The sequence below is a fragment of the Cereibacter sp. Soil_C_27 genome, from assembly GCF_057657095.1.
In genome coordinates, this window is the sequence record NZ_JBDGJD010000005.1 from 270,381 (window position 1) to 292,317 (window position 21,937).

17 protein-coding genes are annotated in these 21,937 nt (G+C 66.7%); 9 read left to right on the forward strand and 8 right to left on the reverse strand.

Annotated features, from left to right (window positions below; translation table 11 throughout):
* Positions 1 to 4: 4 nt before the first annotated feature.
* Entirely contained in the window at positions 5 to 1,183 is a 1,179-nt protein-coding gene (locus AC3A5Z_RS18775) for an efflux RND transporter periplasmic adaptor subunit (RefSeq protein ID WP_487520837.1), read from the reverse strand.
* Positions 1,184 to 1,431: 248 nt separating this feature from the next.
* Here AC3A5Z_RS18775 and AC3A5Z_RS18780 point away from each other — a divergent pair, with 248 nt between their 5' ends.
* Entirely contained in the window at positions 1,432 to 2,103 is a 672-nt protein-coding gene (locus AC3A5Z_RS18780) for a hypothetical protein (protein WP_487520838.1), read from the forward strand.
* On the opposite strand, the gene glgX is transcribed toward AC3A5Z_RS18780, so the two are convergent.
* Together glgX and AC3A5Z_RS18790 are read right to left on the reverse strand one after the other, a co-directional pair.
* The gene (glgX, locus tag AC3A5Z_RS18785; RefSeq protein ID WP_487520839.1) at positions 2,104 to 4,170 is read right to left on the reverse strand and encodes a glycogen debranching protein GlgX; all 2,067 of its coding nucleotides are present in this window, start codon (positions 4,168 to 4,170) and stop codon (positions 2,104 to 2,106) included. It lies immediately after the preceding gene.
* Positions 4,167 to 5,411, reverse strand: coding sequence for a sugar phosphate nucleotidyltransferase (locus tag AC3A5Z_RS18790; RefSeq protein WP_487520840.1), 1,245 nt, complete (start codon positions 5,409 to 5,411; stop codon positions 4,167 to 4,169). Before AC3A5Z_RS18790 ends, glgX begins: the two co-directional genes overlap by 4 nt.
* A gap of 240 nt (positions 5,412 to 5,651) precedes the next feature.
* On the opposite strand from AC3A5Z_RS18790, the gene AC3A5Z_RS18795 reads away from it, so the two are divergent.
* Positions 5,652 to 6,575 (forward strand): PRC-barrel domain-containing protein, encoded by a 924-nt coding sequence (locus AC3A5Z_RS18795; RefSeq protein ID WP_487520841.1) that lies wholly within the window; start codon positions 5,652 to 5,654, stop codon positions 6,573 to 6,575.
* Between the two features lie 229 nt (positions 6,576 to 6,804).
* On the opposite strand, the gene AC3A5Z_RS18800 is transcribed toward AC3A5Z_RS18795, so the two are convergent.
* The gene (locus AC3A5Z_RS18800; protein WP_487520842.1) at positions 6,805 to 7,344 is read right to left on the reverse strand and encodes a PAS domain-containing protein; all 540 of its coding nucleotides are present in this window, start codon (positions 7,342 to 7,344) and stop codon (positions 6,805 to 6,807) included.
* Positions 7,345 to 7,411: 67 nt separating this feature from the next.
* Between AC3A5Z_RS18800 and AC3A5Z_RS18805 the strand changes: the two genes are divergently transcribed.
* From AC3A5Z_RS18805 to AC3A5Z_RS18815, 3 genes are all read left to right on the forward strand, one after another.
* Positions 7,412 to 10,912 (forward strand): chemotaxis protein CheB, encoded by a 3,501-nt coding sequence (locus AC3A5Z_RS18805; protein WP_487520843.1) that lies wholly within the window; start codon positions 7,412 to 7,414, stop codon positions 10,910 to 10,912.
* A complete protein-coding gene (locus AC3A5Z_RS18810) occupies positions 10,866 to 11,258 on the forward strand; it encodes a response regulator (protein ID WP_487520844.1) in 393 nt (130 codons plus the stop codon). Before AC3A5Z_RS18805 ends, AC3A5Z_RS18810 begins: the two co-directional genes overlap by 47 nt.
* Positions 11,259 to 11,427: 169 nt before the next feature.
* The gene (locus AC3A5Z_RS18815; protein WP_487520845.1) at positions 11,428 to 11,682 is read left to right on the forward strand and encodes a hypothetical protein; all 255 of its coding nucleotides are present in this window, start codon (positions 11,428 to 11,430) and stop codon (positions 11,680 to 11,682) included.
* Positions 11,683 to 11,685: 3 nt separating this feature from the next.
* Here AC3A5Z_RS18815 and AC3A5Z_RS18820 read toward each other — a convergent pair whose 3' ends face one another.
* From AC3A5Z_RS18820 to AC3A5Z_RS18830, 3 genes are all read right to left on the reverse strand, one after another.
* Positions 11,686 to 13,104, reverse strand: a complete 1,419-nt coding sequence (locus AC3A5Z_RS18820) for a UdgX family uracil-DNA binding protein (protein WP_487520846.1) — start codon at positions 13,102 to 13,104, stop codon at positions 11,686 to 11,688.
* A complete protein-coding gene (locus AC3A5Z_RS18825) occupies positions 13,104 to 14,327 on the reverse strand; it encodes a putative DNA modification/repair radical SAM protein (RefSeq protein WP_487520847.1) in 1,224 nt (407 codons plus the stop codon). Before AC3A5Z_RS18825 ends, AC3A5Z_RS18820 begins: the two co-directional genes overlap by 1 nt.
* A gap of 69 nt (positions 14,328 to 14,396) precedes the next feature.
* Positions 14,397 to 15,404, reverse strand: a complete 1,008-nt coding sequence (locus AC3A5Z_RS18830; protein WP_487520848.1) for a serine hydrolase domain-containing protein — start codon at positions 15,402 to 15,404, stop codon at positions 14,397 to 14,399.
* Positions 15,405 to 15,544: 140 nt separating this feature from the next.
* Between AC3A5Z_RS18830 and AC3A5Z_RS18835 the strand changes: the two genes are divergently transcribed.
* From AC3A5Z_RS18835 to AC3A5Z_RS18850, 4 genes are all read left to right on the forward strand, one after another.
* Positions 15,545 to 16,009: a MarR family winged helix-turn-helix transcriptional regulator gene (locus AC3A5Z_RS18835; RefSeq protein WP_487520849.1), complete on the forward strand. Its 465-nt coding sequence runs from the start codon at positions 15,545 to 15,547 to the stop codon at positions 16,007 to 16,009.
* Positions 16,006 to 17,127 carry an HlyD family secretion protein gene (locus AC3A5Z_RS18840; protein WP_487520850.1) on the forward strand — a complete coding sequence of 374 codons (1,122 nt, stop codon included), beginning with the start codon at positions 16,006 to 16,008 and terminating at the stop codon, positions 17,125 to 17,127. The genes AC3A5Z_RS18835 and AC3A5Z_RS18840 overlap by 4 nt, the downstream gene beginning before the upstream one ends.
* A gap of 13 nt (positions 17,128 to 17,140) precedes the next feature.
* Entirely contained in the window at positions 17,141 to 18,664 is a 1,524-nt protein-coding gene (locus AC3A5Z_RS18845) for a DHA2 family efflux MFS transporter permease subunit (protein ID WP_487520851.1), read from the forward strand.
* Between the two features lie 225 nt (positions 18,665 to 18,889).
* Positions 18,890 to 21,373, forward strand: a complete 2,484-nt coding sequence (locus AC3A5Z_RS18850; protein ID WP_487520852.1) for a sensor domain-containing protein — start codon at positions 18,890 to 18,892, stop codon at positions 21,371 to 21,373.
* A 35-nt stretch (positions 21,374 to 21,408) separates the two neighbouring features.
* Here AC3A5Z_RS18850 and AC3A5Z_RS18855 read toward each other — a convergent pair whose 3' ends face one another.
* Entirely contained in the window at positions 21,409 to 21,882 is a 474-nt protein-coding gene (locus tag AC3A5Z_RS18855; RefSeq protein ID WP_487520853.1) for a nucleoside deaminase, read from the reverse strand.
* Between the last annotated feature and the right edge of the window lie 55 nt (positions 21,883 to 21,937).

Here is a 21,937-nt window from a genome sequence, read left to right on the forward strand (position 1 = left end):
GGCCTCAGGTCTTTGGGTTGGCCGGATCGCCCTCGGGCGCGGCGCTGCGGGTGACGGGCTCGACCTCGGAGCCGGGCCGGAGCGCCTGCACCCCCTCGACCACCACCATGTCGCCGGGCTCGAACTCGGCCCGGACCAGCACGGCATCGCTGTTCCTCTGCAGGATGCGCACCGGCAGCTGGCTCGCCTTGCCGCCGCGCGAGATCCAGACGAAGGCGCCGTCCGAACCCCATTGCACCGCCAGGGGATCGACCGCCGGATAGCTCTCGCCCTCGAGCTGCAGGGTGATCGAGAAGGCCATGCCCGAACGCAGCCGGTCCTCGGCATTGGGGATCGCCGCCTGCACCCGCAGGCTGCGGCTGGTCTCGTCCACGCGGTTGTCGATGGCGCTGATCGTGCCCTCGACCTCGGTGCCGTTGGCGGCAAGCGGCGTGGCGCGGACCGGCGAGCCGAGCCGCAGGCTGCCCACGACCCGCTCTGGCACGCGGAAGTTCACGATGACGCTGGAGCGGTCGTCGATCTGGGTGATCTCGTCGCCCGGGCCGACCTGATCGCCCTCCTCGACGGCAAGGATGCCGACCGAGCCGGAGACGGGGGCGGTGATGCGGTGCTGCGACAGCTCGAACTCGGCCTGCCGCAATTCCAGCTCTGCGGTGCGGAACGCGAGCTGCGCGTCCTGCCGCTGGATGTCGGTGGCGGCGCCGGTGCTGTTCAGCCGCTCCAGCCGGTTGACCGTGGCCTCGGCATTGCTGCGCACCAGTTCGGCGCGATCGACGGCGATGGTCGCGGCCTCGCTGTCGAGCTCGACGATCGGATCGCCCGCGCGCACCTCGTCACCGGGCTGGACATGCAGCCGCATCACCTTGCCGGTCACCTCGGGCGTCAGCACCACGGAGCGCACCGCCTGTGCCGTGCCGATCGCCGTCACGATGTCGTTCATCAGCCGCGGCGCCGGTTCCTCGGCCATCACCCGCACGGGGCCGCCGCCACCACCGCCACCGCGCTGCGGCGGCTGCTCTGCATCGGCCTCGGTGGCGGGCGAGACGATGCCGATCCGGGCCAGGGGCTCCAGCAGACCCGCGCGGGCAAGCCAGGGTTGCGCCGAGGGCACGAAGAGCACCCAGAGCACCACTACGATGGCCGCCACCGCAAGTGTCAGCAGCGTCTGTTTTGCCAGCGTCATTCAGCCTCCGCAGCTTTCGGTTTTTACTGGAACGACGCCGCCCGCGCATTCCGTCGCATTGATTTGTACCCGAACTAACCGCAGGGGCGGCAAAGAAAAGCGGCAATTGCCCGGCGACCGCCCAACATTCGCGTGAGCGGGGATTTTCGTGCGGGCTTCGCGCGCCATCTGCCACAGGGTATGGCACCGCGCTTGCGTGGCAGGCGCGTCCCCTGTCTGATGGCGCTTGGTCTGTTGGTGAGGTGGGCATGTTCATCGTGAGCCCTGCGACGGTCTGGAACCGCAGCGCGCTGGAGATGCGTCAGGTTCCGCGCCGGATCTTCGGACGCGTCACCCTGTTTCCGCGCCGCGGACTGCCGCTGCGGATGATCTGGCGGCTGGTGTTCGAGACGCAGATCCTGCGCTACCTGCTGTCGCTTCTGCCATTCGTGCTGGCCGTGCTGATCTGGCAGCAACATGCGCTGGCCATCGCGCAGGCGCCGCTGATCATGGTGCTGGTGATCTACGGGATGGAGAGCCTGCTGTTCCGCATCCCCAAGGAGCGCCGTGCCGGGCTGATCGACCGGGCCGAGGCCGAGCGGGGGCTCGACCATCTGCAGGTGCGGGCGGTCTCGCTGTTGACGCGGATCGCGGCCAAGCGCGGCATGACCGAGGGGCGGCTGCATCTGGTGATCGAGCAGTCGACCCTCGCCCGTATCCCTCCGCTGACCTATGTCTCGGTCCAGTCCGAGGCGGGCCCCGAGGTGATGCGGCTGACGCGGGAAGAGGAGCGGTTGATCCGCGACACGCTGTTCGAGCCGCCCCTGAGCGAGCGGCTGCTGTTGCGGATCAACCTGTCGGAGAACGTCTTTCTGCGGGACATTCTGCTGGACGTGCGCCAGATCTCGGCGCACGCCCGTCTTGCGGCGATGCGGGACTGATCAGCCCGCGACGAAGACCTGCACCGACTGCCAGCCTGCCGGAACCTCGCCCTCGGCGGGCTCGTTGCAGGCGATGCTGTCGCGCGCGGTGTCGATCTTGCGCGTCCAGTTGCCCTCGGGCAGGGCGAAGGCGCCGTCGTCGCCGGTGTTGAACAGCACGAGGATGTCGCGTGCCTCGGGCAGCTGCATCCGCATGGCGAAGATCCCCAGCCCCTGATCCTCCCAGTCGCCCGGCTCCATCTCGCGGCCTGCGGGGTGGTGCCATGTGGCGATCGGCGTCGCCTCGTGCGGCGTGTCGGGACCGGTGGCGAAGCGCGGGCGCGACAGGCCGCCGTCGGCCTTGCGGAAGGCCACGAGGTCGGCCACGGCGCGCATCAGCTCGGGATTGGCGCGGTCCCAGTCGAGCCAGGCAATTTCGTTGTCCTGGCAATAGACGTTGTTGTTGCCGCCCTGGGTCTGGCCGAACTCGTCACCGGCAAGGATCATCGGCACGCCCTGGCTGAGGAAGAGCGTTGCGAGCATGCCCTTGACCCGGCGCAGGCGGGCGCTGAGGATGCCTTCGTCCTCGGTCTCGCCCTCGGCGCCCAGATTGTGCGAGAGGTTGTGGTCGTGCCCGTCGGCGCCGCCCTCGCCATTCGCATCATTGTGCTTGTCGTTGTAGGACACGGTGTCCCACAGGGTGAAGCCGTCATGCGCGGCAAGGAAGTTGACCGAGCTGGTTGCCGGGCGGCGCGAGTGGCTGAACTGCACCGGCGAGCCGAGCAGGCGCTGCGAGGTTTCCGACAGCAGTCCCGGGTCGCGGCGCCAGAAGGCGCGCAGGTCGTCGCGGGCCTTGTCGTTCCACTCGCGGAACGGCCAGGGGAAGCCGCCGACCTGGTAGCCGCCGTCGCCGATGTCCCAAGGCTCGGCGATCAGCTTGACCGTGGACAGCACCGGGTCCTGCCGGATCGCGCCGAAGAAGGCGCCCTCGCGCTCGAACCCATGCGGCTCGCGGCCAAGGGTGGAGGCGAGGTCGAAGCGGAAGCCGTCGACATGCATCACCTCGACCCAGTAGCGCAGGCTGTCCAGCACCATGCGCAGCACCATCGGATGCGCCATGTTCAGCGTGTTGCCGGTGCCGGTGGTGTCGAAGCTGTGCCGCGGCTCCTCCGGCGAAAGCAGGTAGTAGCTGGCGTTGTCGATGCCGCGGAAGCTGAGCGTCGGGCCCTTCTCGTTGCCCTCGGCGGTGTGGTTGTAGACCACGTCGAGGATCACCTCGATGCCGGCGTCGTGGAAGCGCTTGATCGCCTCTTTCACCTCGCGCATCGCGCCCGACTTCAGATAGGGGCGGTGCGGCGCGAAGAAGCAGAGCGTGTTGTAGCCCCAGTAGTTCGACAGGCCCTTGTCGGTCAGGTGCTGGTCGTTGACGAAGCCATGCACCGGCAGCAGTTCGATGGCGGTGACGCCGATCGACTTCAGGTGGTTGATGACCGGCTTCGAGGCGAGGCCCTTGAAGGTGCCGCGGTCCGCCTCGGGCACATCCTGGTGCCGCATGGTCATGCCGCGCACATGCGCCTCGTAGATCACCGTGTCTTCCCAGCGATGCCGCAGCGCCTTGTCGGCCTCCCAGTCGAAGGCCGGATCGACGACCACGGCCTTGGGCATGAAGGCGGCGGAGTCACGCTCGTCCTTTACGGTGTCCTCCTCGCCCATCGGGTAGCCGAAGAGCGAGTCATTCCACTCGAGCTGCCCGCGCAACTCGCGCGCATAGGGGTCGAGCAGCAGCTTGGCCGGGTTGAAGCGGTGGCCTTCCTCGGGCGCGAAGGCGCCGTGAACGCGGTAACCATAGGCCTGACCGGGGCGGATGCCCGGCAGGTAGCCATGCCAGATGCCGCCTTCCATGGCGGGCATTTCCAGCCGGTGGGTTTCTTCCTTGCCGGATTCGTCGAAGAGGCAGAGCTCGACCGCAGTGGCATTGTCGGAGAACAGCGCGAAGTTCGTGCCCTCACCGTCGAAATCGGCACCCAGACGGTTCGGGTGACCTGACGCTATGTCGAAAGCAAGGTCAGGTGTCGCGTGTTTGTTCATGCTGAACGTCCTAGGAATGCGTTGAGATTGGGGGAGAACACCGGCTTGCGGCGGTCGGCGCCGCGCCGGGCCAGCATTGCGGTGGTGATGAGGGTCGTGCCGCCTTCGGTGCGGCGGAACCAGAGCGCATCCTCTTCGGGGTCTTCGCCCACGACGAGCCCGCTCGGAACGGTGGTGCCGGGAGCGACGATGGCCTTGGTCAGCCGCACGCCGGGGGCGAGCCGCGCGCCGGGCATGACCACGGTCTCGTCGAGCACGGTCCAGCGCCCGGCCTCGCCCGCGTTCCAGCGCGGGGCGCGCAGCGACAGGCCGCCGGCCTGCATCTGATAGGCGAACTGGATCAGGTCGCCGTTGGCAGCTGTCAACTCGGCCTCCGAGGGCATCCGCCGCTCGGGCAGGGCGCAGGGCGGATCGGCGCGGAAGAACTCGAGCTGGGCGCTGCGATAGGCATCGAGCGTGCCCACGTCGCGCCAGTAAAGGGCGGCTGCCCCCGCCTGCGCCGGGGCGCGATAGGCGAAGGCCACGCCCTGCGCCACGGCGCGAGGCAGGATGTCATGGCCGAAATCATGCGAGGAGGAGGTCGCCGCGTCCTCGCGCAGCGTCTGGGCGAGCCAGGCGGTCGAGAAGACATAGATGCCCATGCTGACCAGCACCTTCCCCGGCAGGAGCGGATTGGCCGGCACATGCTTGGGCTTCTCGACGAAGGTGCGGATCATCCCCGCCTCGTCCGACATCACCACACCGAAGGACTGGGCCTGCGCCGCATCGGCGGTATCCACCGCCACCGTCACCTCGGCGCCGCTGGCGCGATGCGCGGCGACCATGGCCGCGTAGTCCATTTCATAGACATGGTCGCCCGCAAGCACGACGACATGGCGCGCGCCGCTCGCCTCGATCTCGGCCAGGTTCGCGGTCACGGCGGCAGCGGTGCCGGTATAACCTTCGCGCGTGCCGGTGACGGCGCAGCCTTCGCGGATGTCGAGCTTGGCGAAGGACGGCGACCAGCGCGAGGTCAGGTGCTGGGCCAGCGTCTCGGGGCGATACTGCGTGGCGACGATCATCTGCGTCAGACCCGAGCGCAGGGCGTTGGCCATGGTGAAATCGACGATCCGGCGGTTGCCGGCGAAGGGCAGGGCAGGCTTGCATTCCCGGGCGGTCAGTTCGTGCAGACGGGAGCCCTGACCTCCCGCCAGCAGGACGGTGAACGTATCCGAGAGGTCGGGGGTGTCGGCAGCGGGCATTGGGGACCTCTTGTCTTGGGTATTCCGAAGTTTGTCGTGGTTAATCACGGTGCATCGGAAACATGGCGGAAGCCCTGCGGTTCCGGGATGTTGCACAGAATTTTTCTCGAGCCGGTTGCGCTGGGTCCGGGCCCTGTCGTCGCGGAAATGACCGATCCTCGGGAACCCGGGCCCTCGCCCCGCCGTTGTGTTGCCGAGTGGGAAGACAGCCCGCCAATTTTGCTTTCAAGGAGTATCCTTATGAAATCCCTTATGCTTTCGACTGCCATTCTCGCGGCTTCGGCTTTTGTTGCCTCCGCTCAAGACACTGCCGCCCCCGCCACGACCGCTCCGGCGGAAGCCACCACCGCCGCGCCGACCGACACCGTGCTGTTCCGCTCGGACGCCGACCCGATGGAGATCCGTGCTTCGGATTTCATCGGCATGCGTCTTTATTCGTCGGAAGCCGAAGTCGATGCCGACGCCTATCAGGGCGTGCAGGAGGGCTGGGAAGACATCGGCGAAGTCAATGACGTGATCCTGACCCGCGAAGGCGCGGCCGAGGCCGTTCTCGTCGACATCGGCGGCTTCCTCGGCATGGGCGAGCGTCAGGTCGCCGTGGACATGAGCGCGATCCGCTTCGTTGCCGACGACGCGACCGCCGAGGACATGGACGACTTCTTCCTCGTAATGAACGCCTCGCAGACCGATCTGGAAGCCGCTCCGGAATATGCCAACCCGGCCGCCATGCCGGCGGAAGGCACCGCGACCGCGCCGGCCGGCACTGTCGCGACCCCGACCGAAGGCGCGATGGCGACCGACGGTGCGATGGCCACCGATGGCGCGATGGCGACCGATGGTGCCATGACCACCGACTCGATGACCCGCGAGGGCTACGTTGCCTATGACACCGCGACCCTGACGGCGGAAAACCTGCAGGACGCCACGGTCTACGACTCGACCGACGCTTCGATCGGCAACGTGAGCGAGCTGGTGTTGTCGGCTGAGGGTCAGATCACCAATGCGATCGTCGATGTGGGCGGCTTCCTCGGGATCGGCGCCAAGCCGGTGTCGCTGACGCTCGACCAGATGCAGATCCTGCAGGAAGACGGTGGCGACGACCTGCGTGTCTACGTCCCGATGACCAAGGAGCAGCTCGAAGGTCTGCCGACCTACGAAGGCTGAACACGTCTCTGAGAGAACAGGCGGACCCGCAGCAATTGCGGGTCCGTTTTTGCGTTTTGTCGGGAACCCCACACAGGTCGGGGCGTTGGCGCGCAGTGAATGCGAAGGATATGCGACGGATGGAGGCGGATGTGACGAGGGCTTCGGCGGCAGGCGGTCTTGCCTCGCACCCGACCAAGGCTGCGGCAGCTTCCGCTCCCGGCCTCTCCGCCGAGGGTGCGCCGCGCGGTCAGCGCCGTCCGCCACCCCAGGCCCGCACCAGAGCAGCGGCGGCATCCGCGAGATGACGCCGATGGTCCATCGCCAGCCTCTCGGTCTGCGCGCCGATCCGGGACAGGTCCTGCAGCAGCGCATGGACATGCCGCTGCGAGGCCGCCTCGGTCTGCATCGACGGGCGCAGCACGAATTGCGAGCCGAGATAGTGCGAAGGCCCCGGACCCGACCCTATCGGATGCAGGAAAAGCAGGTTGGAAAATTCGCCGCCGTCCTGCCGGAAGTTGCGCAGCACCACCTGCACCTCCTTGCCGCTGGCCATCGCCTCGCGGATCTCTGCCCGTTGTTCGGCGTTGTCGCCGGCATGCTGCAGAAACCGGCAGTTCCGTCCGACGACGTCGCTCTCGGCGTAGCCAGTCATTTCGAGAAATTTAGGATTGGTGAGAACCAGCGGCTGATCGGGCTGTACAATGTCGGACAGGGTTAGGGCAATGCCGGACCGATCGAAAACGCCACGGATCTTCTCAAACTGACGATGATCCATTCTTTCCTTCATCTCTGATCTTGCTGTTTTATGGCACATAGGGTCCAAGCGGCCCATCTTCCAGACGAAAGTAGACCCTATGCCGAAATCCGCCCCATCCGCATTGCAGGCCGAAGAGCGTGCCCTGATCCTGCTCGGGGTCGGCGCGTCGGCTGGCGGGCTGGAGGCGTTTCAGGGGTTGCTGGGCACGCTGCGTGCCACCGACGATTTCGCGCTGATCCTTGTCCAGCACCTCGATCCCGAGCATGAAAGCCTGTTGCCCGAGCTTCTGTCGAAGCGCACGCGGCTGCCGGTGCAGGCGATCACCGACGGGATGGAGGTGAAGGCAGGCAACGTCTATCTGATCCCGCCGGCCTATGAGCTGACCATCGAGGGCGCGCGGCTGCGGCTGGTGCCTTTCGAGAGCCCGCGCGGCCTGCGCCGCCCGATCGACAGCTTCTTCGAGGCGCTGGCGCGCGAGCATGGCGCCAATGCGGCCGGGGTGATCCTGTCGGGCACCGGCAGCGACGGCAGCAACGGGGTCCGGGCGATCAAGGAGGCGGGCGGGCTCGTCTTCGCACAGGAGCCCAAGGACGCGAAATACGACGGCATGCCGCGGGCTGCCATCGCCACGGGGGCGGTGGACATGGTGCTGCCCGCGACCGAGATGATCACGGTGCTGCGCGATTTCCACGACCGCGCCATGGGCATCGCCCCGGCCATCGAGAGCGATGCCGAGTTCATCGAGAAGGTGATGCGCCATGTCCGCTACCGGACGGGGCATGACTTTGCCGGCTACAAGAACGGCACGCTCCTGCGGCGGATCACGCTGCGCATGTCGGTGCTGGGTCTCACCCATCCCGGCGACTACTTGCGCGAGCTGGTGCAGAACCGCACCGAGGCCGACCGGCTGTTCCGCGATCTGCTGATCAACGTCACCAGCTTCTTCCGCGATCCGCAGGCCTTCGAGGCGCTGCGCCAGCAAGCCATTCCCCTTATGCTGGAGGGCAAGACCCGCAACGACGAGATCCGCGTCTGGGTGCCGGGCTGCTCCACCGGGCAGGAGGCCTATACGGTGGCGATGATCATCGCCCACGAGATGCACCGGATGGACGTGCGCCCGCGGCTTTCCGTCTTCGGCACTGACATCGACGAGGAAGCGCTGGCCGTGGCGCGGCGCGGGCATTACCCGAACTCCATAGCCACCGAAGTGCCGCAGGAATATCTGGAACGCTACTTCACCCCGACGCGCAACGGCTTCGAAATCCGCGGCGACCTGCGCGACACGGTGCGGTTCTCGACGCAGAGTCTGGTGAAGGATCCGCCCTTCTCCAAGCTCGACCTCGTCACCTGCCGCAACCTGCTGATCTATTTCGACCACGGCCTGCAGGAGCTGGCGCATCGTGTGTTCCAATATGCGCTGCGGCCCGGTGGCTATCTGATGATGGGGCCGTCCGAGTCGGCCCGCACCGATGGCGAGCCCCTGATCGACGTGGCGCCGGAACACCGGATCTACCGGCGCAACTCCGCCCCGGCCCGGCCGCTGGACCTGCCGCGCAGCTTCCGCGCCCTGAGCAACGCCGTCACGGCGCCGATGCCCGACAACCGCGAGGATGACGTCTTCGGCCTGCCCGCCGCGGTGGCCGAGGCGATGGTAACCCGGCACATCCCGCCCTATCTGATCCTCGACGCCCACGACCAGGTGACCCGCGTCGGCGCGGGGGCCGAGCAGTTCGTGAAGCTGTCCTCCGGGGCCACCACGCTCGGCGTGCGCGGCCTGATCCTGCCGGCGCTGGAACCGGCGCTGAAGCGGCTGCTGACAGGCGTCGCGCTGAACAAGGGCCAGTTCCGTCAGGCGCAGGTCGACGCTGTGGCAGACGGCTTGCCCGAGAACCTTCTTCTGGGTGCCGAGGTGCTACCGGACGGCTCGCGGCTCGTGACCTTCTCGACTCCCGGCGTGCCGGTCGAGCCGGCGGCGCGGATCGTGCTTGACGAGAGCTATGTCAGCCAACTCGAGGACGAGCTGGAAGACGCGCGCCGGATGGTGCGGACCACGGTGGAGGAACTCGAGACCTCGAATGAGGAGCTGAAGAGCTCCAACGAGGAAATGATGTCGATGAACGAGGAGCTTCAGTCGGCGAACGAGGAGCTTTCGACCACCAACGAGGAATTGCAGACCAAGCTGGCGGAGCTGGCCGAGGTGAACTCGGACCTCGCCAACTTCATGGAATCGACGCAGATCGCCACGATCTTTCTCGACCGCGACCTGCGCCTGCGCACCTTCACCCCCGAGGCGATGTCCTGGTTCCGCTTCGTCGATCAGGACCGAGGCCGCCCGATCACCGACATCGGCGCCCGGCTTGAGATGGCGACCATCGCCGAGGCGAGCCGCCGCGTCGCCCATACCGGGGCGGCGGAAGAGGTGAACATGGTCTCGAGCGACGGCGCCGCAGAGGTGATCGTGCGCTTCGCGCCCTACCGCTCGGAACAGGGCGATCTGGGGGGCGTGGTCTTCTCGGTCTTCGACGTGACCACGGTGACCCGCTATGCCCGCGCCGCCGAGACCGCCAGTTCCGAGGCCAAGGCCAATGCCGAGGAGGTCGAGGAGCTGTATCTGAGCAGCCCGGGCGCGATGGGGCTGGTGGATCGCAACTTCCGCTTCCTGCGCGCCAACCCCAAGCTCGCCCAGATCAGCGGCTTCGATTCCACCGAGATCATCGGGCGCAACATCGCCGAGGTGCTGCCCGACCTCTCCACCGTCGTGCTTGGCTCGATCCGCAAGGTCTTCGAGACCGGCGAGCCGGTGCTGCGCTCGGTGTTGCGCGGCGCCTCGGGCACCGATCCCGAGACCCAGCGGGTCTGGGAGGTGGATTGGTATCCGCTGCACCGTGACGGCACGGTGCGGGCCGTCGGCTTCAACGTGACTGAGGTCACGCGGCTGCTGGAGTTGCAGGCCGATCTCCGGCGCATCATGCGCGAGCTGCAGCACCGGGTGAAGAACATGCTCTCCAACGTCATCGCGCTGGTGAACCGCGCGCGGCGCGAGGAGGGCGACCCGCAGGTGGTGCTGGACACGCTGGCGCAGCGCATCGGCGCGCTGGCCAATACTCACAACCTGCTGACCGCCGAGAACTGGGCGACGACCTCGCTGCGCGACATCCTCGGGCTGGAGCTCATCAACGTCTACGGCCCCGAGCGGGTGGCGTTGCGCGGCCCCGAGATGCGGCTGAATGCGCGGGCGACGCTGAGCCTCGGCATGGTTATTCACGAACTGGCCACCAACGCGTCCAAATACGGCGCCTTCTCCCGGCCCGAGGGCCGGGTGTCGGTGCGCTGGTCTCGGGTGGATGACGGCGAGGGCGAGCAGTTCGTCCTGCGCTGGGATGAAAGCGGCGGGCCGCCGGTGTCGGCGCCATCAAGACAGGGGTTCGGCTCCAAGCTGATGCTGTCGATGGTGCACGGGACGCTCGGCGGCGAGATCACGCCGGACTGGGAACCGGGGGGGCTACGTCTGGTTGTCTCCCTACCGTGGAATGCAGCAACCGAAGTGGATTATGACAGTGACCTGGACCCCCTCCGACATGCGGATCCTCTACCTTGAGGACGAAGCCATCATCGCGATGGAGACCGTCGAGGTTCTGAAGGACATGGGGTTCACCGACATCGACATGGCCTATTCCCTGCCGATGGCGGAGAAGTTCGTGGCCGAGACGCTGCCGGCCATCGCCCTGCTCGATGTGAACCTGAGCCATGGTCGCACCTCTTTCGAGCTGGGGCAGAAGCTGCTGAACGAAGGCGTTCCGGTGGTCTTCGCCACCGGCTATGCCAGCGCCACGCTGCCCGCCGATCCGCGCGCCACGGTGATCGAGAAGCCGGTCACGCCGGTGATGCTGGAGCGGGCGCTGGAAGCCGCGGCGGGACAGCCGGTGGAGCGGTCGGAACTCTGAGGGCAGTGGGGCGTTCCTCTCCTGTGCCCGAGGCAGTCCAGCCCCGGACCGTCGAGGAGAACGACATGCCCTTTGCCATCCTTGCCGTCGCCGTCACCGCGTCCCTGGTCACCGTCATGCTGTCGGCGCGCCGCCCGACCCCCGTGCGGGTGACCGCCGGACGCCGCTGATGGACCGGCTCAGCATCATTCTTACGATGATCACCGGCGCCATGATCACCGGGACGCTGGTCGTGGTGTTCTTCACCATGGGCTATTACGGCTGGGGTCCGGTGATCATCGCAGTGGTTGTCGGTCTGGTCGGCGCCTGGCCCTCGGCCTGGGGCGTCTCGCGCCGGATCAAGCGCAAGGACCCCTCGTGGGACGAGACCCGCGCCGAGCAGGTGCCTTCGGTCATTCCGCGCCCCGGCTCGCCCGAGGTCTGAGCCCTAGAGGCTCTCGATTGCCGTCCTCAGATCGGCGCGGAACCGCTCGCGCTCGGCCTGCTTCGCCTCATCGGGCAGGCGCAGGATGTAGGACGGATGCACGGTGACAAAGACCCGCGTCCCGTCCGGTGCCGTCTCGAACTGCCCGCGCCGCTTCAAGAGATCCGAGCCGGACCCCGTCACCGACAAGCAGGCCGTGGCCCCCATGGCGACGATCAGCTTCGGCTTGACCCGCTCGCGCTCAAGATCCAGCCACCAGCGGCAGGCGGTGACCTCGCCGCCGTTCGGTTTCTGGTGAATGCGCCGCTTGCCGCGCAGCGTGAACTTGAAGTGCTTCACCGCATTGGTGATGTAGGTCCGCGCGCGGTCGAGCCCGGCCTTCTCGGCTTCCTCGTCGAAAAGCTGCCCGGCAGGCCCGACGAAGGGCCGCCCCATCAGATCCTCCCGGTCACCCGGCTGCTCGCCGACGATCATCAGCGCCGCATCGGGCGGGCCCTCGCCGAAGACGACCTGCGTCGCGGGGCCATGGAGCGGGCAGCGGGTGCAGGCCTCGGCCTGCTGGTGCAGCTCCTCCAACGAGCCCGCCGCCGCCTGTTCCGGCTGTGGCAGCATCCGCGCCACCGCCTCGCGCCGTTTCGGCGGCTCGGTGGGCATCCTGGCCTGCATCTCGGCGGCCCTTCCCTGCGCGCCCCGGATCAGCCCGGGGATCAGATCGGCCTCGGGTAGGTTCTTCCAGTATTTCTTCGGCATCTCGGATTGCATCGCCTTCACCATCAGCCGGGCCGGGTTGAAGATGTTGGTGTAATAGGTCCGCCACAGCGCCTCGGTCGCATCCTCGGGCGGGCGGCTCTCGGCTTCGGTCTCGGTGAAGCTGAGCGCGCCGTCGATGAAATGCGCGGTGACCTCGGGCGTGGCGATCACCCAGTCCATGTCGCCAAAGCGCTTGGCGAAGAAGGGCGTGCCCGCCTCGACGATGTGATGCTCCGGCTCGAACCAGGCGCCGAAGGCGCGGCGGCCCTCCTGCGGCGGCAGTTCGCGGAAGCGGACGAAGGCGTGCATCTTGTGGATGTCGCGCCGCACCGATTTCTCCTGCTCGAGGATCTTGCGCATCGCCGGGTCGGCCCGGTCGCCCCAGCGCAGCCGCCCCTCGGAAAGCGCCAGCAGCACCGCATAGCCGCGCGCGAAGCGTTCGGGGTCCGAGTGGCAGAGCGCGGTCTGCAGCCCCGAGACCGCCTCGCGCGGCAGGTGGATCTCGCGGGTGGGGCCGTCCAGCGGGGCAGGGGGGGCGGCGAAAAGATCGGCCTCGCCGTCGCCCACCCGCCATGTCACCGTCTCGGCGGGCACGCGATGCTGGGCCAGTTCGCGCGCCTCCTTCCGCCAGGCGGCGACCGTGCCGAGCCGGGGCAGCACGACCGCGCGCATCAGAACAGGCTCAACTGCTCGGGCGGCTTGACGAAACGCGACCGCAGCGCCGCGTCATCGGTCAGCCCGCGTGGCGACCAGCCGGGGGCGGAGATGAAGGCCTTCGCATGTTTCATCACCGCCCCCATCGTCACCAGATGCTCGTAGCGCACCGCGCCGTGGCGACGGGCGTCGAGGATGCGGGAGACGGTCTTGGTGCCGAAGCCCGGCACCCGCAACAGCATCTCGCGGCTGGCCCGGTTCACATCGACCGGGAAGGATTCGCGGTGCTGCAGCGCCCAGGCCGTCTTGGGATCGACCTCCAGATCGAGCATTCCGTCGCCGGCGATCTCGCCCACCTCGAAGCCGTAGAAGCGCAGCAGCCAGTCGGCCTGATAGAGCCGATGCTCGCGCAGGAGCGGCGGGCGGATCAGCGGCAGCATCTTGGAGGCGTCGGGGATCGGCGAGAAGGCGGAGTAATAGACCCGGCTCAACCCGTAATTGCCGTAAAGGTTGCTGGCATTGCCGAGGATCGCCGCATCGTCCGCCCCGTCGGCGCCGACGATCATCTGGGTCGACTGGCCCGCCGGGGCGAATTTCGCCTTGCGCCTGCCGGTATGCGTCACCTCGCGCGAGGCCTCGCGCTGCACCCGCACATCGGCCATCGCCTTGCGGATGCCGCGCGCCGATTTCTCCGGCGCAAGCTGGGTCATCCCGGCCTCGGTCGGCAGCTCCACGTTGATCGACAGGCGGTCGGCGTAGAGCCCTGCCTGCTCGATCAGTTCGGGGGCGGCGTCGGGGATGGTCTTGAGGTGGATGTAGCCGCGGAAATTCTCGCGCTCGCGCAGGGTCTTTGCGATGCGCACCATGTCGGCCATCGTGTCATCCGGCGAGCGGATGATGCCGGAGGAGAGGAACAGCCCCTCGATGTAGTTGCGGCGATAGAACTCCACGGTCAGACTGACGACCTCATCGACCGAGAAGCGCGCGCGCTCGACCTGCGAGGAGACGCGGTTGATGCAATAGGCGCAGTCGTAGATGCAGAAATTGGTCATCAGGATCTTGAGCAGGCTGATGCAGCGCCCGTCCGGGGCATAGGCGTGGCAGATCCCGGTGCCGCCGGAGGAGCCGAGCCCCTTGCCGTCGCGGGAATCCCGGCGTTGCCCGCCACTCGACGCGCAGGAGGCGTCGTATTTGGCTGCATCGGAGAGGATCGCCAGCTTCTGGGAAAGGTCTCGCTTCATAAGTTCTTAATATGTTACGATTTTCGCCGTTTCAAGCACAGACAGTGAACATCGGCGTGATGCCGCGGCTCAGGCGGCTTCGGGCAAGATCGTTTCACCGATCAGCCGCATCAGATCGCCGAAATAGCCCTCGCTGCGGGCGGGCTGCGTCGGGTCGGAGGTGATGACCACCGTCATCTCGCGCCCCGGCACGAGGCAGATGATCTGCCCGCCATAGCCGCGCGCCAGCGCGATGCTCTCGCCGCCCGCCTCGCCAACGAACCAGCCGTAACCGTAGCCCAGCCCCGAGAAGGGCGAGCGGGTCAGCGGCTGCAGCGAGCGGCGCACCCAGTCAGCGCTGAGCACCCGCGTGCCGTCGATCGTGCCGCCCTGCCGGTACATCTCGCCAAAGCGCAGCATGGCGAGGGGCGACAGCGCCATCTCGTTGCCGCCGAGGTAGAAGCCCTGAGGGTCGCGGGTCCAGGGCGGGATCTCGACGTTCAGCGGGTTGCCGATCCAGTCGCGGGCGAGTTCCAGCAGCGTGGCGTCGGCAGCCTCCGCCAGCGCCGCGCCGAGGATGTGGAAGCTGCCGGTGGAATAGAGCATCCGCCCGCCCGGTTCGGCGACGAAGGGACGGGTCAGCGCGTAATCGACCCAGTTCCCGCTGGAGACCCAGGCGCCATAATTGCCGCCCGAGGTCCGCTCAAGCCCGGCCTGCATGGTCACGAGGTTCTCCAGCGTCAGCGCGCCCACACGCGGGTCGGCATCGTCCGGGATCAGGCCGGGGGCGACATCGGCCAGCGTGGCCTGCAGCCCCGGCACCACCTGCCGGTCGATGGCGGCGCCGGTCAGGGCCGCGACGATGGTCTTGGAAACGGATTTCACATTCACCGCCCGCTCCACCGCCGGGCCGCGCAGCGCCTCCGACAGCTGGATCTCGCCGCCGCGGGCGATGACGATGGCATGGAGCTGCGACAGGCTCTCTGCGGCGCGCAGTGTGGCGGCAAACCGGGTCTGGGCTTTCAGCGGAAAGGGCAGGGCAAGCGGCAGGGCGAGCGCCGGAACCCCGGCGAGAAAGGCGCGTCTGGCAAGCGGCACGGTGAACTCCTTGTCGAATTGAGAAGGAACTGCGGCTCGGGGCCGAGGGTTCAACGCGAACCCGGATCACGTTTGCGAAATCTGCCCCCGATGCTGCAGAGCAGCTTGAAAGGTAAGCATGCTTATATTATGTCTCACCCATGACCGACGCACCCAAACCTCTCGGCCTGCTGATGCATGATGCCGCCCGCGCGATCCGCAAGCGTTTCGAACAGCGCACCTGTGATCTTGGCCTGTCCTCGGCGCAGTGGCGCCTGCTCGCGCATCTGTCGCGCGAGGGTCGCGCCACACAGGCCCGGCTTGCCGATCTGCTGGAGATCGAGCCGATCAGCGTCTCGCGGCTCCTCGACCGGATGGAGCAGGGCGGCTGGGTGCGGCGCGAGCCCGATCCCTCCGACCGCCGGGTGCGGATCATCGTGCCGACCGAGCAGACCAACGCCGTCTACGCCAAGATCAAGGCGACGGCGGACGAGGTCTATGCCGAGGCCCTCGCCGGCGTCTCGCCGGAGCATTGCAAGATTCTGACGGATACGCTGCACGCGATCCTCTCCAACCTCTCCTCCGACGCCGAATCCGCGGCGTATTGTCCGAAAGCTGTGAAATGAACGCCTCTTCCTCCCAGCCGCTCACCGCAACGCCGGTGACGCCCGCCGCCCCTGCCGACGCCAAGCCGGAGAAGCCCGCCCGCCGCCCCCTGCGCTGGCTCTTGATGCTGGCCTTGCCGCTGGCGATGGTCGTCGGCGGGACGGCCTACTGGCTGACCGGCGGGCGCTACGAGACGACCGAGAACGCCAATCTGCGGCAGGCTGTCGTCTCGGTCGCCTCCGACCTTGGCGGGCGGGTGGTCTCGGTGAACATCGGCGACAATCAAGTGGTCAAGGCGGGCGATCTTCTGTTCAGCATCGATCCGGAGCCCTACCGGCTGGCGCTGGCGCAGGCCGATGCGGCCGTGGCGGGGGCGCGCCTGCAGGTCGAGCAGCTGCGTGTCGCCTATGCGCAGGCGCAGGCCAGTGCCCTGCTGGCCGCCGACGACGCCACCTATCAGGCCTCCGAGCTGGAGCGGCAGCGGGCGCTGTCGACCAAGGGCGTGTCCTCGGGCACCGCGCTGGACGATGCGCAGCACGAGGCGCAGCGTGCCCGCGAGCTGAGAAGCGTGGCCGAACAGCAGGTGGCCAGTGCCTTGGCCGCGCTCGGCAACGACCCTGAGATCGCGACCGACAGCCATCCCACCGTCATGGCCGCCGTCGCCGCGCGCGATGAGGCCGCCTACAAACTGGGGCTCACCGAGGTGCGCGCCCCCGCCGATGGCGTGGTCTATCAGGCCGCCAGCTTCAAGCCGGGCCAGATGGTCGGCGCCGGAACGCGGCTGTTTGCGCTGGTCGAGACCGGCGATCTCTGGATCGACGCCAACTTCAAGGAAACCCAGCTCGCGGGCATCCGCGTCGGCCAGAGCGCCGAGGTGGTCTTCGACCTCTATCCCGACCAGCCGATCGAGGCGGTGGTCGAGGCCGTGGGCGCGGGCACCGGCGCCGAGTTCTCGCTTCTGCCGGCGCAGAACGCCACAGGCAACTGGGTGAAGGTGACCCAGCGTGTGCCCGTCCGGCTGCGGCTGACCGAGCCGCCGATGGACGGCCTCGCCTCGGGGCTCAGCGCCGAGGTGTCGGTCGATACCGGGCGCAGCCGCAGCCTCGGCTTTGCCTCGCACGCCGCCGACCTCGACTGAGAAGGCCCAAGCCATGACCGCCGAAACCCAACCCGAGGTGAAGCACCGCGGGCTGATCACGCTTTCGATCATGCTCGCCACCATCATGCAGGTGCTCGACACCACCATCGCCAACGTGGCCTTGCCCTCGATGACCGGCGACCTCGGCGCGTCGCAGGACACGATCAACTGGGTCCTGACCTCCTATATCGTCGCGGCGGCGATCATGACGCCGGTGACCGGCTGGCTGGCCGACCGGATCGGCAAGCGCGAGCTGTTCCTCGTCTCGATCATCGGCTTCGTCATCTCCTCCATGGCCTGCGGTCTGGCGTGGAGCCTGCCCTCCATGGTGGCCTTCCGGCTGCTGCAGGGCGTGTTCGGCGCGGCCATCGTGCCGCTGTCGCAGACCTTCCTCCTCGACATCAACCCGCGCGAGAAGGCGGGGCAGGCGATGGCGCTCTGGGGCGCCGGGATCATGGTCGGTCCGATCATCGGCCCGACGCTGGGCGGCTGGCTGACCGAAAGCTACAACTGGCGCTGGGTGTTCTTCATCAACCTGCCGGTGGGGATCATCGCGCTTCTGGGCTGCACTGCGTGGCTGCCGCGCGCCGCGCGCCGCATCCGCCGCTTCGACTTCTTCGGCTTCGCCATGCTGTCGCTCGGCATCGGCTCGCTGCAGCTGATGCTGGACCGCGGCGCCGAGGTGGACTGGTTCTCGGCCTTCGAGATCTGGGTCTACCTGTTCCTGACCCTCACCGGCTTCTGGGTCTTCGTCATCCACATCCTCGGGGCCGACAAGCCCTTCCTCGAGCCGCGCATGTTCGCAGATCGCAACTTCGCGACCGGGCTCGTGTTCATCTTCGTCATCGGCATCATCCTTCTGGCCAGCCTCGCGCTGCTGCCGCCGATGCTGTCGCGGATCTACGGCTACCCCGTCATCACCACCGGCCTCGTCATGGCGCCGCGCGGGGTCGGCACGATGATCTCGATGCTGATCGTCGGTCAGCTGGTGCGCCGCGTCGATGCCCGGCTGCTGGTGACGCTCGGCCTGTCGCTGACGGCGGTCTCGCTCTACCTGATGACCGGCTTCACGCCGCAGATGGACAGCAGCCTGATCATCTGGTCCGGCGTCATCCAGGGGCTCGGGCTCGGCCTCGTCTTCGTGCCGCTTTCCACCGTGGCTTTTGCCACCATCGACACGCAGCTGCGCGCCGATGCAACCAGCCTCTTCAGCCTCGTGCGCAACATCGGCTCCTCCATCGGCATCTCGATGGTGACGGTGATGCTGACGCGGAACACGCAGGTGAACCATTCCGAGCTGAGCAGCTTCATCTCGCCCTACAACCCGATCGTGGGGCAGGTCTCGCCCGAGGCGCTGCAGGGCTCGCCCGCGGCGCTGAGCCAGCTCGACGGCATGGTGAACATCCAGGCGCTGATGATCAGCTATGTGGACGATTTCCACCTGATGATGCTGATCACCCTCGCCGCCATCCCGCTGGCGCTTTTGCTGCGCAAGCCCGGCGGCGGGTCGGCCCCGGTCGCGGTCCACGCCGACTGAGCCCGGACGGGCGTCGCCGCGGCGGCGCCCGGCACCTCGACCGGGTGACCCAGCGTCTTGCTCCCGTTACACAACCCAACCGCGACTGCGACAACCCGCGGTTGCCGAAAACGCCCGCGTAGCCTTGAGTTCGCGTCAACTGCCCGATAAGATGGCAGAAAACATATGCTTGCGAGTGTCAGGATTGTTTGCCGTTTTCTGGCGTTACGTAAGATATCGAGAAAAATGCCCTTCAAGAGAAACCTGGAAACGATCCTCGGCGCGCTTTCGCAAGCGCCGATCGTCTATGGCTATGTCGCCCCCGATCTCAGCGTCGAGTTCCACAATGACCTCGGTGCGGAATGGTTCGGCGACAAGACCGGCAATTTCGTCGGCGAAAAGCTGACCGACATCGTCGCGCCGGAAATCCTTGCCACCACCATGCCGCGGCTGAAACTGGCGCTTTCGGGCACGCCGGTCTCCTATCACCGCGATTTCACCTTTTACGGAAAACCCGGATCTTCCGTCGCCAATTACATCCCGCAATTCGATGAGCTTGGCAAGGTCAGCGGTATCCATATCTTCATCTGGGACACGACCGAAGAAACCCGGTCGAAGGCCGAGGCTGCCATCGCCAACGAAATGTTTGCCAAGGCCTTCAATTCGACGGCTGTCGGCATGGCTATCGTCAACCTCTCCGGAAAATTCATCGAGGTGAATGACGCCCTCTGCCGCATGCTCGGTTATTCGGCTACGGAACTGAAGCATTTTTCCTTCCACGATATAACCCACCCCGAGGATCTGGCCGAGGGTGTGGAGAGGCTGCGGGGCGTGGTCGAGGGGCGCGACGAGTCCTACACCATCGAGAAGCGTTACATCCGCAAGGATGGTGCCATTGCCCATGGCATCCTGTCGGTCTCCGCCGTCAGGGGGCCGGATGGCGCAATCTCGCATTATGTTTCACAGATCCAGGATATTTCCGAGCGGCACAGCGTCGAGGAGAAACTGCATCGCGAACATGAATTGTCGCGCGTGACACTGGAATCCATCGGCGATGCGGTGATCACCTTCGACAACGTCGGTCTCGTGACCTTCCTCAATCCGGCAGCGGAGCGTCTGACCGGCTGGGCCTTGGCCGAGGCCAGAGGGCGCCATGCCAATACCGTCTTCGATGTGGTCGATGCGCAGGGGCGCCCGGTTGAAAGTCCGGTGCTGCGGGCTTTGGAAACCGGGGCGGTGGTTCTGCTCGAAACGAGCTGCTCGCTGAAAACCCGCACGGGCGAGCTGATCGCGGTGGAGGATTCCGCCGCACCGATCCGCGATGCCAATGGTGACGTGATCGGCGCGGTGCTGGTTTTCCATGATGTCTCGGTGCAGCGGGCCATGGCGACCCGGCTGGAGTATCTCGCATATTTCGACGCGATGACCGGGCTCGCCAATCGCGTGCTGTTCCGCGACCGGGTCGGCGTGGCCATCGCCAGCGCCAAATCGCGCGGCGAGCATATGGCCGTGCTGTTCTGCGATCTCGACCGTTTCAAGTCCGTCAATGACTTGCACGGTCACCACGCAGGCGACGAGGTGCTGCGCGAGGTCTCCAACCGTCTGACTGCCGCCCTGACCGCCGACTCGACGATCTGCCGCTGGGCGGGCGACGAATTCGCGATCCTCATTCCGCACATCGAAAGCGCCAATGCCGCCTCGGAACTGGCGGACGAAATCGTGCAGGCTTGTTCCGAGCCGATCTGGATTCCCTCGACCAATGGTTCCGTCAATATCGGCGCCAGCGTCGGCATCAGCATCTTCCCCGAAGATGGCGTCGAATTGTCGGAGCTGATCGGCGCTGCCGATGCGGCGCTTTACGAGGCGAAACGGGCGGGGCGCAACGGCTATCGCTTCCATCAGAGCGCCTTCAACCAGCAGGCAAAGGATCGGGCGCGGCGGGAAAGCCGGCTGCGGTCGGCCATTCGCGACAAGGCCTTCATCCTGCATTACCAGCCGCGCATTTCCTATACCGACGGCCGGATGCGCGGTGTCGAGGCGCTGGTGCGGATGGTGACGGATGAAGGATTGGTCTTTCCGGATCAATTCATCGACCTTGCCGAAAACAATGGGTTGATGGACGATCTGACGCTGATCGTGTTCCGCATGGCTTGCCGTCAGGCGGTGGAATGGCGGGCCTCACCGCATATGGCCGATGCGGTCATCTCGATCAATCTCTCGCCCTCGAGCCTGAAACGCGCGAATATCTCCTCCGAACTCGGTCTCATCCTGCGCTGCCATGGGCTCGACGCCGCCCAATTCGAGCTGGAGATCACCGAAGGCGTGTTGATTGAATCCAGCGATACCATCCGCCAGCAGATCCTGTTGCTGCATGACATGGGCTTCTCCATCTCGCTCGACGATTTCGGCACCGGTTTCTCCAACCTCGGCTATTTGCGCAGTCTCCCAATCCATAAACTCAAGATCGACCGCAGCTTCATTTCCGCGCCCTCCTTCGACGCCGAGATCGTCAAGGCGATCATCGGGCTGGGCAAGGCGATGGGCAAGATCGTCGTGGCGGAGGGCGTGGAGACCGCGCATCAGGAAATCGCGCTGCTCGATCTGGACTGCGACGAGGGGCAGGGATACTTTTACGGCTGCCCGGTTCCTCCGGAAGAGCTGGAAGACCGGCAATACAGCCTGCCGATCACCCGGCCGCCGCTGCGTGTCGCCTCTGCCATCATTGGTTAATTAAGGCAGAGTGGTGCAGCAAATCGGTTGGCCCGTCATTGCGCGCCGGTCGCATAAAGATGCAGCACCCGCTCCTCGCCGATTCCCCCCAGCGCGGTGAAGTCGCCCCGCTGGAAATCGCTGAGTCGCAGATGCGGGAAGGCGAAGTACTTCGGCGGAACGCGGCCCTGAGTCGCAGCGAAGATCACCCGGTCCATCCCGGCAAAGCGGAAAGCGGCGAGGCACATCTCGCAGGGCTGCAGGGTGGAGATCAGCACGCAGCCCGCAAGATCGGTGCGCCCCAGCGCTGCGGCGGCGCGGGTGATGGCCACCATCTCGGCATGCTGGGTCGGATCGCATTGCAGATGGACCTCGTTCTCGCCGGTGGCGACGATCCTGCCGTCCAGCAGCACGGCGGCGGCGATGCCCGACTTGCCGCTCTGCTCCGCCGCCTTCAGCGCACGGTCGATCGCGTCATCAAGCGCGGCCTGCTCGGCGGGAGAGAGGCTAGGGGTGTCCGGTCTGGTCATCGGGGCGCATCCTGTCGGGCTCGGTCCATCGGCCCGAGAGAATAGCCCTGCGCCG